Genomic DNA, 7,939 nt, shown 5'->3' with positions numbered 1-7,939 from the left:
CGCCGAAGTTCACATAAGGGGGTATTGCCTACCCAGTCCTCCAGACCACCCATCTCTACCTCCTTTAGGGCAATATTCAATAGCCAGCATCATAGACCCAAGCCGCAAAGTGCGGCTATCCTTTCTGGCAAAAGATCCGGGGGGAATACCACGCCTGCAGATCATCATCCGGAACACACAGGAGTGCATCAACATGGAAGCAGCCCGGAACCGCAACACCTGGCATATTCATCCTGATACCGCAGCCCTCGCCCAGAGATTGGCAGCAGCCATCGCGCGTATGGCCCAAGAGGCTATTGCCGCGCGCGGCGCCTTCCATCTGGTGGTTGCCGGCGGCAACACCCCCCGCGCGGCTTATGCCATGCTTCCGCAACTGGGCCGGGACTGGCAGTGCTGGCACCTCTATCATGGGGATGAGCGCTGTCTGCCGCCCCAGGACCCGGAGCGCAACAGCCTGATGCTGGACACCGTCTGGCTGTCCCAGGTACCCATTCCGGCGCGACAAATTCATCACATCCCGGCCGAGCGGGGTGCCGAAGTGGCCGCCCGCGACTACGCCGCAGTGCTTCCGCCGCATGCCTTCGATCTGGTCCTGCTGGGAATGGGGGAGGATGGCCATACGGCCAGCCTTTTCCCCAGCCACGACTGGGGCCTGGGAAAAAGCAGCCCCGCCACCCTCGCCATCCACGATGCCGCCAAGGCGCCGCCCCAAAGGGTGAGCCTGAGCGGCTGGCGATTACAGTACACGCGGGAGATGTTTTTTCTGACCACGGGCAGCGGCAAGCGGATGGCACTCGCGGCCTGGTTACGGGGCGAATCCATTCCCGCCGCACTGGTAGGCACAGCAGCCGATGTCTGGCTGGACAATGCGGCCTGGCCGGAAGCAGTGCCTGGGACCATTTGACCCAGGCTCCATAGCAATATCCCTCCTCACTTCGCCCCCGTGAATCCGGGTTTCGCGGGCGCCTCAGGCGGTGTTCAAGCTTTCGCTGCCCCGCCCTGCTGCTTGACCATGGACAGCGCCGTACCCACCAGTGCACCGATATTGCCCAGATCCGCCGGGATCACCAGGCTGGTGCTCGCCTTGGCGAGGTTGCCCCATTTTTCGATGTAATCCTTGGCGAGCTGCATCTGCAAGGCCTCAATACCACCCGGCGCCCGCGCCGCGTCGCCGATGACGCGGATGGCGGCGGCGGTGGCTTCGGCAACCAACTGGATGGCTGCGGCTTCACCCTGGGCGCGCAACACTTCCGCCTGTTTGCGACCATCCGCGACGTTGATGTCCTGCTGACGTTGTCCCTCGGAGGTGTTGATCTGCTGCTGCCGTTGCCCCTCGGACTTGGCAATCAGTGCCCGCTTTTCCCGCTCGGCAGTAATCTGCAGCTCCATCGCGCGGATGATCTCCTGGGGCGGAGTAATATCCTTGATTTCATAGCGCAGCACCTTGACGCCCCAGTTAATCGCCGCCTCGTCCACCGATGAAGCAACGGCCGTATTCAGCAACTGTCGGGACGAAAGCGCCGCATCCAGATGCAATTTGCCGATCTCTGAACGCATGGTGGTCTGCGCCAGTTGGATAACCGCCGTGAAGGGATTACTGGAGCCGTAAGCCGCTTTTACCGAATCGGTAATCTGCAAATAAAGTACCCCATCTACGGTCATAGTGGTGTTGTCAAAGGAGATACAGACCTGCGCTGGCACCTCCATGGGCACCTCGCGCATGTCAAAACGGAAAGCAATGCGGTCCAGAAAAGGGATGATAAAATTCAGCCCCGGCTCCAGCACTGCATGATATTTACCAAGGCGCTCGACGACCCAAGCGCGCTGTTGAGGCACGACCCGGATGGTGGTGCGCAGAATGAAGAAGGCCGCAACAACAACAATCAGGATAACGATGAGGGAGGACATAATGGCTCCTTGCCAGAATTTTGTCGGGGTAGCACACCTAAATGTAGCAAGTTATCCGTCTTGGCGATGATGACGGCCCGGTCGCCCGGGCAAGGGGAAGGACCATCGTCTACAACCGCCAGCCACTCGGCACCGCGATAACGCACACTGTATTGCTGATTGCTGTCCGGCCCGCTGACAACATCCACGCCCTGCCCCAGATCAAAGTCGCCGAGATTTTTGGTTTTAGCAGCTAAACGATGACGTAGCCACAGTCCGGTGGGCAGCAAGACCAGACAAAACCCGAAAAAAACCCAGTGCAACACCGTACCCGGCAAAAGCAGCCCGGTGATAGCCGTAAACAGAGCCGCCAGCGCCACCGCCGCCAGGTAGAACGTACCCGTAAAAAGCTCCGCCAGCCCGGCGCCAAAAGCAATGACGACATAGACCATAAACATCGTCACCCCCAGGGTCATTCTGTCCCGGTCAACTGTAAATAAATCGCCCCGAGAGGCGGCAGCACCAGTTCCAGCGAATGGGGCAGGCCCATCCATGTCTGGGCCTGCGCCTGCTGCGGCAAGTTACCGATATTGCCGCCGTGATAAGCGCCCGCGTCACTGTTGAAGATCTCATGATACCGGCCCGCCGCTGGCACCCCCAGGCGATAATTGTGCCGTGGCACCGGCGTAAAATTGAACACGGCCAGCACGAAACCGCCATCCCGATCCCAGCGCAGAAAACTCAATACGGACTGGTCGGCATCGTGACAATCCACCCAGGAGAAGCCCTCGCTGTGAAAGTCCTGCACATGCAAAGCCGGGATATCCCGATATAGATGCGCCAGATCGCGGCTCAATCGCTGAATACCCTGATGCCAGTCCCAATGCAGCAGGTCCCAGTCCAGGGCCTGCCCGCAATCCCACTCCCGTCCCTGGCCGAACTCGTTGCCCATAAAATTCAGTTTTTTGCCGGGATGGGCGAACTGGTAACTGAAGAGCAAACGCAGGTTGGCAAAACGCTGCCAGGCATCCCCCGGCATTTTGTCCAGCAGTGAACGCTTGCCGTGCACCACTTCGTCATGGGACAGGGGCAACACAAAGTTTTCCGTATAGGCGTAAAGCTGGCTGAAGGTCAGATCGTTCTGGTGAAAGCGGCGGTAGACCGGGTCCTGCTCCAGATAAGCGAGGGTGTCATTCATCCAGCCCATATTCCACTTCATAGAAAAACCGAGGCCGCCCACATAGGTGGGGCGGGAGACCATTGGCCAGGACGTGGATTCTTCGGCAATAGTGAGGATACCCGGATGGCGCTCATTGAGGACCACATTCATCTCGCGCAGAAAATCAATGGCCTCCAGATTCTCCCGGCCACCGTACTGGTTGGGAATCCACTCGCCTTCCTGGCGCGAATAATCGCGGTAGAGCAGGGACGCCACCGCATCCACGCGCAACCCGTCGATATGGAAACTATCCGCCCAGTAACAGGCATTAGCCAGCAGGAAACCGCGCACCTCATTGCGCCCGAAGTTGAAAATGTAAGTGCCCCAGTCGCTGTGCTCACCCTCGCGCGGGTCGGCATGTTCATACAGCGCGGTGCCGTCAAAACGCGCCAGCCCCCAGTCATCCCTAGGGAAATGCCCCGGCACCCAGTCCAGGAGCACGCCGATACCCGCCTGGTGAAAGTGGTCTACAAAGGCACGGAAATCATCGGGTGTACCAAAACGGCTGGTGGGCGCAAAATAACCGCTCACCTGGTAGCCCCAGGATTCATCCAGAGGGTGCTCCATCACCGGCATCAGCTCAATGTGGGTATAGCCCATGTCTTTACAGTAGGCCACCAGGCGCTCCGCCAGCGTCGCATAACTGAGAAAATGGCCCCCCGCGTCACGCTGCCAGGAACCGAGATGCACCTCGTAGATATTCATGGGGGCATGCTGCCAGTCCTGGCCAGCGCGCGCCGCCATCCAATCCTGATCGGCCCAAACGTGGCCTGTCTCCACCACCCGCGCCGCGGTGCTGGGTCTGAGCTCAAAAGCATGGGCATAGGGGTCGGTCTTGACAAAGACGACCCCGGAATCGCGGTGGCGCAGCTCAAATTTGTAGATTTCGCCAACAGCCAGATCGGGGACAAACAGTTCCCAGATGCCGCTCTGGCCGCGCGCGCGCATGGGATGAGCGCGGCCGTCCCAATCATTGAAATCGCCGACGACGCTGACCCGCTCGGCATTGGGCGCCCAAACGGCGAATAATACCCCATCCACCCCCTCGTGATGGCGACGATGCGCGCCGAGATGACGATAGGCTTCATAAAGGCGCCCCTCGCCGAAAAGATAAACCTCCAGATCCCCCAGCACCGGACCGAAGACATAGGGATCGTAGCGTTCGTGAAGCCCATGCCGGTCCTCCCAACGCAGGCGGTACGGCAGCGCTATGGCTTCGCCCTGACGTGTGAAAATACCATCGTGATGGTTCTGCTCCATAGCCACCCATCCCGCTGGCGTCTGTATCTCAACACCGAACGCTCCGGGCAGAAAGGCCCTCTGCACGGCCTGCTGACCGGCTACATGCTGGCCCAGCCAGGCGAAGGGGTCGTGATGACGCGCCGCGCGGATAGCCGAGCAGTCTTCGCTTTCGCCGGACAGATCGGTCGCTGTACTGCCGCGCTTTTGCATTGCCGTCACCGCACCCTCCTCTACCCGCCATCCGGGGTGAACTCGTTTTCGCTTTGATATCATGCCACCGCCTTCTGAGCATAACACATCCAGAGCGCAGTTCTGCTCCACCGGAGGCGCGACCTTTTCATGTACAGAGTCCTTGCCGCCACAGGTTAAGTTCAGTACCTTAAAAGCCAGCGCATCGGCAATCTCACCTATACTGCAGGTGGGGCCATGCCTATGCCAAAAAAGGAGAGGGTCATGTCGGAAGAAGGCAGTCTCGGAGTAGCCAATTCACCCCGCTTCGTCAGCAACCTGACCAAGAATACCCTAGCTCTGGTACTCGCCGGGGGGCGAGGCAGTCGCCTCGGTCCGCTGACCGACTGGCGCGCCAAACCCGCCGTCCCCTTCGGCGGTAAATTCCGCATCGTCGACTTCTGCCTCTCCAACTGCCTTAACTCCGGTATTCGTCGCATTGGTATCCTCACTCAGTACAAATCCCATAGCCTCATCCGTCACATCCAGCTTGGCTGGGGTTTTCTTCGCGGCGAGTTCAGCGAGTTCACCGAGATTCTTCCCGCTCAGCAGCGCATGAACACCGGCTGGTACAAGGGCACCGCCGACGCCATTTTCCAGAATATCGACATCCTCCGCGCCCACAGGCCGCGCTATGTGATTATCCTGGCGGGAGATCATATTTATAAAATGGACTATGGGCAGATGCTCGCCGAGCACGTCCAAAGCCAAGCCGACATGAGTGTCGCCTGCATCGAAGTGCCCCTGGAAGAGGCCAAGTCCTTCGGCGTGATGTCCGTCAACAGCGAGGATCGTGTCACCGCCTTTACCGAAAAGCCCCAGGATCCAGTCCCCACCCCCGGCAATCCCGATCGCGCCCTGGCGAGCATGGGTATCTACGTATTCAACACCGACTTCCTCTATGAACAACTCATTCGCGATTCCGACAGCCCCGATTCCACCCACGACTTCGGCAACGACCTCATCCCTTATATGGTCTCGCGCTACCGGGTGATCGCGCATCGCTTCCGCAATAGCTGCGTTGCCAGTTCCGGGGGAAGCAACAGCCGCTGTTACTGGCGGGATGTGGGCACGGTGGATGCCTACTGGGCCGCCAATATCGACCTCGTACACGTCACTCCCGATCTTGACCTCTATGACAGCCGCTGGCCGATCTGGACCTATCAGGAACAATTACCGCCGGCCAAATTCGTGTTCGACGATGAAGGCCGCCGAGGCATGGCGCTGGACAGCATTGTTTCCGGCGGCTGCATCATCAGCGGCGCCACCGTCCGCCGCTCCCTGCTCTTCTCCAACGTGCGGGTCAATGACGGACACACCCTGATTGAAGACTCGGTCATCCTGCCCAACGTGCGCATGGGCGAAGGTGCACGCCTGCGCAAGGTGGTAGTGGACAAGGGTACTATTATCCCGCACGGGCTGGTGGTCGGTGAAGATCCGACCGAAGACGCCCGCCGTTTCTATCGCACGCCCAACGGCGTGACCCTGATTACCCCGGAGCTACTTGGCCAGCAACTACATTTTGTGAGGTAGTCCCTATGCCCCCGGCACGCGCGCTTCATGTCATTTTCTGTTGGCACATGCACCAGCCCGATTACCGCGATGCCGACGGCTTCTACACCTTGCCGTGGACCTATCTGCATGCCTGCAAAGACTATGCGGACATGGTGGGGCACTATGAGGAGAATCCCCTCGCCCGGGGGGTGTTCAACTTCGTGCCGATATTGGTCGAGCAGTTGGAGGACTATACCGCGCAATTCCAGAGCGGACAGTTCCGCGATCCGCTGCTGATTGCACTCGCCACGGAAGATCTCAAGGCAGCACTGTCGAACGAGCAGCGGCATTTTCTTCTGGAGCAATGCTTTCGCCTCGACCATGAGCACATGCTCACCCCCTTCCCGCCCTATCGTCGCCTGCATGAGATTTATCAGCTCATGCAAGAAGACGTGACCGAGATAGCGGATTACCTTTCGGTACAATATATTGCGGACCTCCTGGTCTGGTATCACCTGGCCTGGACCGGGGAAACCGTGCGGCGTGGCAGCCCTTTTCTCCAGTCGCTGTTCGCGAAAGGCCGCGGTTTCAGCCAGGAAGACCGTCGGCAACTGGTGGCCTTTCTCGGTGAACTCATCGCCGGCCTGATTCCCCGGTATCGCGCTCTGGCAGAAGCGGGGCGCATCGAAATTTCCACCACCCCCTACTACCACCCCATCGGCCCGCTGCTGCTCGACTTCACGGCGGCGCGAGAAGCGGTGGCGGACGCACCGTTGCCTGCCTGCCCAGCCTACCCCGGCGGCGCTGAGCGCGCGCGCTGGCACATCGAACGGGCGCAGAATAGCCATTCCCCGCATTTCGGGGTGTCGGCGCAGGGTATCTGGCCCGCAGAAGGGGGCATCTCTGCCGCCTTTGTCGAAATGCTCGGCAGCGCCGGTGTGCGCTGGACGGCCTCTGGTGAAGGCGTACTGGCCCACAGCCTGCTCCTCGGCGAGGATGACAGCGCCCCCCGCGGCCGGGCGGAATACTTGTACCGCCCCTATCAACTGCAAGGGCAAGGCCCTGCGCTCTTCTTCCGCGATGATGCCCTCTCCGACACCATCGGCTTCGATTACAAAACCTGGTCCGGGCACGATGCCGTCACGGACTTTATCCACAAACTGGAAGCCATATGGCGGCAGACGGAGCACGAAGAAAACCCGGTCGTCAGTGTTATTCTCGATGGCGAAAATGCCTGGGAATACTATCCCTACAATGGCTATTACTTTCTCTCGGAGCTCTATAAATCCCTGGCTAATCACCCCCACATCCAGATGTGTACCTTCAGCGACTTCGTCAGCCACCATCCCGGCGGCATCAAGAGCATACCCCGACTGGCCGCAGGGAGCTGGGTCTACGGCAGCTTCAGCACCTGGATTGGCGAGGCCGCCAAAAACCGCGCCTGGGACCTGCTCTGCGCCGCCAAACAGGATGTGGATCAGCATATCGGGCAATTTCCTGCGGAGCAGCAGGCCCGCATCCTCGAACAGCTTGGCCGCTGTGAGGGCTCCGACTGGTTCTGGTGGCTGGGTGATTACAATCCCTCAGACTCGGTTCGCGATTTCGATCATCTGTATCGTCTTAACCTCCGCAAGCTATACACCCTGATGCAAATCCCCGCCCCCGACAACCTCAGCGAGCCCATCAGCCACGGCGGCGGCGCGGCGGAGGCCGGTGGTACCATGCGCCGCACCCACGCGAAGGACCCTGAATGACCCACAGCACCCCGCTCCTCCTGGGCGTCCATGCCCACCAGCCTGTCGGCAACTTCCCCCACGTCATCGACGATGCCGTACTCCGCTGCTATCACCCGTTTTTAGAGACGATGCA

The 7,939-nt window shown here is 59.9% G+C and carries 6 protein-coding genes; 3 read left to right on the top strand and 3 right to left on the bottom strand.

What is annotated here, in order from left to right:
- Window positions 1–193: 193 nt before the first annotated feature.
- The gene (pgl, locus tag AC2VNK_RS07190; RefSeq protein ID WP_486883303.1) at window positions 194–904 is read left to right on the top strand and encodes a 6-phosphogluconolactonase; all 711 of its coding nucleotides are present in this window, start codon (window positions 194–196) and stop codon (window positions 902–904) included.
- A 74-nt stretch (window positions 905–978) separates the two neighbouring features.
- Here the strand turns inward: pgl and AC2VNK_RS07185 are convergent, their stop codons facing one another.
- The 3 genes from AC2VNK_RS07185 to glgB are packed head-to-tail and all read right to left on the bottom strand — an operon-like array spanning window position 979 to window position 4,558.
- Complete coding sequence (locus AC2VNK_RS07185) at window positions 979–1,908, bottom strand: SPFH domain-containing protein (RefSeq protein ID WP_291524096.1); 930 nt, start codon at window positions 1,906–1,908, stop codon at window positions 979–981.
- On the bottom strand, window positions 1,884–2,345 hold the full coding sequence (locus AC2VNK_RS07180) for an NfeD family protein (protein ID WP_291524098.1): 462 nt from the start codon (window positions 2,343–2,345) through the stop codon (window positions 1,884–1,886). Before AC2VNK_RS07180 ends, AC2VNK_RS07185 begins: the two co-directional genes overlap by 25 nt.
- Before the next feature lie 14 nt (window positions 2,346–2,359).
- Window positions 2,360–4,558 (bottom strand): 1,4-alpha-glucan branching protein GlgB, encoded by a 2,199-nt coding sequence (gene glgB, locus AC2VNK_RS07175; protein ID WP_291524132.1) that lies wholly within the window; start codon window positions 4,556–4,558, stop codon window positions 2,360–2,362.
- 243 nt (window positions 4,559–4,801) lie between these two features.
- On the opposite strand from glgB, the gene glgC reads away from it, so the two are divergent.
- A complete protein-coding gene (gene glgC / locus AC2VNK_RS07170; protein ID WP_291524100.1) occupies window positions 4,802–6,109 on the top strand; it encodes a glucose-1-phosphate adenylyltransferase in 1,308 nt (435 codons plus the stop codon).
- A 5-nt stretch (window positions 6,110–6,114) separates the two neighbouring features.
- On the top strand, window positions 6,115–7,824 hold the full coding sequence (locus AC2VNK_RS07165; RefSeq protein WP_486883302.1) for a glycoside hydrolase family 57 protein: 1,710 nt from the start codon (window positions 6,115–6,117) through the stop codon (window positions 7,822–7,824).
- Window positions 7,825–7,939: the final 115 nt, after the last annotated feature.

It is taken from the genome of Acidithiobacillus sp. TH-A35 (assembly GCF_057473505.1).
This window is presented reverse-complemented; position numbering and strand designations above follow the sequence as displayed.

Bases quoted from the DNA above. Each gene is read 5' to 3' on its own strand.
- pgl (WP_486883303.1), top strand. From the start codon at position 194: ATGGAAGCAGCCCGGAACCGCAACACCTGGCATATTCATCCTGATACC.
- AC2VNK_RS07185 (WP_291524096.1), bottom strand. From the start codon at position 1,908: ATGTCCTCCCTCATCGTTATCCTGATTGTTGTTGTTGCGGCCTTCTTC.
- AC2VNK_RS07180 (WP_291524098.1), bottom strand. From the start codon at position 2,345: ATGTTTATGGTCTATGTCGTCATTGCTTTTGGCGCCGGGCTGGCGGAG.
- glgB (WP_291524132.1), bottom strand. From the start codon at position 4,558: ATGCAAAAGCGCGGCAGTACAGCGACCGATCTGTCCGGCGAAAGCGAA.
- glgC (WP_291524100.1), top strand. From the start codon at position 4,802: ATGTCGGAAGAAGGCAGTCTCGGAGTAGCCAATTCACCCCGCTTCGTC.
- AC2VNK_RS07165 (WP_486883302.1), top strand. From the start codon at position 6,115: ATGCCCCCGGCACGCGCGCTTCATGTCATTTTCTGTTGGCACATGCAC.